Below are 1,557 nucleotides of genomic sequence, written 5' to 3' on the forward strand. Positions count from 1 at the left end.
GATGGCCGGGACGTCTTCGTCGAGGTCAGTCCGCATCCGGTGCTGACGGCCGCGGTCCAGGAGACCCTGGAGGATGCGGGGCAGGACGGCGTGGTGGTCGGGACGCTGCGCCGTGGCGAGGGTGGCGCCCGGCGGATGGTGTCGTCGTTGGCGGAGTTGTGGGTGAAGGGTGTCTCCGTTTCCTGGGAGTCGGTGTTCGCGGGGACGGGTGCCGGGTGGGTGGAGTTGCCGACTTATGCGTTCCAGCGTGAGCGGTACTGGCCCGACCTCCCGACAGCGGCAGGCGATGTGGCCGGGGCGGGTCTGGTGTCGGCTGAACACCCGCTGCTGGGCGCCATGGTGGCCCTGCCCGGTTCGGGTGGGATGCTCTTCACCGGCAGGCTTTCCCTTCACTCGCATCCCTGGCTGGCCGATCACCGGGTACAGGGGAAGGTCCTCTTCCCCGGTACGGGGTTCGTCGAGCTGGCCGTCCGCGCCGGTGACGCGGTGGGCTGCGACCAGGTCGGCGAGCTGCTCCTGGAGACGCCGCTGGTCATCCCGGAGCAGGGCGGCTGCCAGGTGCAGCTCCTGCTCACCGAGCAGGACCAGAACTGGTCGTTTGAGATCCACGCCTGCCCGGACGGCAGCGAGACCTGGACCCGGCACGCCACCGGCGTCCTCGTCGACAGCGGTGACGACAAGACCGCCGCTGGTGACAACGCCGTCTTCAGCGGAATCTCCTGGCCGCCCGCCGGGGCAACGACCGTCGACACCTCGGGCCTGTACGACACGAACGCGGGCCACGACGTGGCGTACGGCCCGGTGTTCCAGGGACTGACCCGGGCCTGGACCCAGGGCGACAGGGTGTGGGCCGAGGTCGAGCTGCCTGAGGCCCAGTGGACGCAGGCCGCGGCGTTCGGCATGCACCCGGCGTTGCTGGACGCCGTCCTGCACGCTGCGACGTTCGCCGGGCTGGACTCGACGCAGACCACACAGTTGCCGTTCATGTTCACCGACGTCGTCCTGCGTGCTTCGGGCGCGACGCGGGTACGGGTGTGTGTGACCCGTACCGGCTCCGACGAGGTCGCCCTGGCGGTGGCCGACACCACGGGTGAGTCGGTGCTGTCCATCGGTTCATTGGTGGTCCGTCCGCTGCCGGAAGGCGCCTTGGCCGCCGGCTCGCAGGACACGGTGGTCCTCGCACCGCACTGGACGAACGTCACCACGACCGGCCGGGCCCCGCGCACGGACGACTGGATCGTGGTGGGGTCCTCTGCCGACTACGCAGATCTGGGGGCGTTGGCCACCGCGGTCGAGTACGGGACTCCGGTGCCGAGCAGTGTGGTGCTGGCCGTGCCGCACTCGCCTGGGCCTGAGTCGGACTCGGTGGTGGGGCGTGTGCATGAGGTGTCGGTGTGGGTGCTGGAGCAGGTGCAGCGCTGGCTGGCCGAACGGTGTTTCGGGGGGACCCGGCTGGTGGTGGTCACTCGGGGAGCGGTTACCACCGGCTGGGACGACCCGGTGACCGACTTGCCCGCGGCGGCGGTGTGGGGTCTGGTCCGGTCCGCGCAGTCGGAG

At 70.6% G+C, this 1,557-nt stretch carries 1 protein-coding gene; it reads left to right on the plus strand.

Annotation, left to right across the window (positions count from 1 at the left end; genetic code table 11):
* Positions 1 to 1,557: polyketide synthase dehydratase domain-containing protein (locus ACP4IX_RS36155; protein WP_426558886.1), on the plus strand; the 1,557-nt coding region annotated here is incomplete at both ends.

Origin of the sequence: Streptomyces sp. WG5, from assembly GCF_049974565.1 — a bacterium.
Lineage (GTDB): Bacteria > Actinomycetota > Actinomycetes > Streptomycetales > Streptomycetaceae > Streptomyces.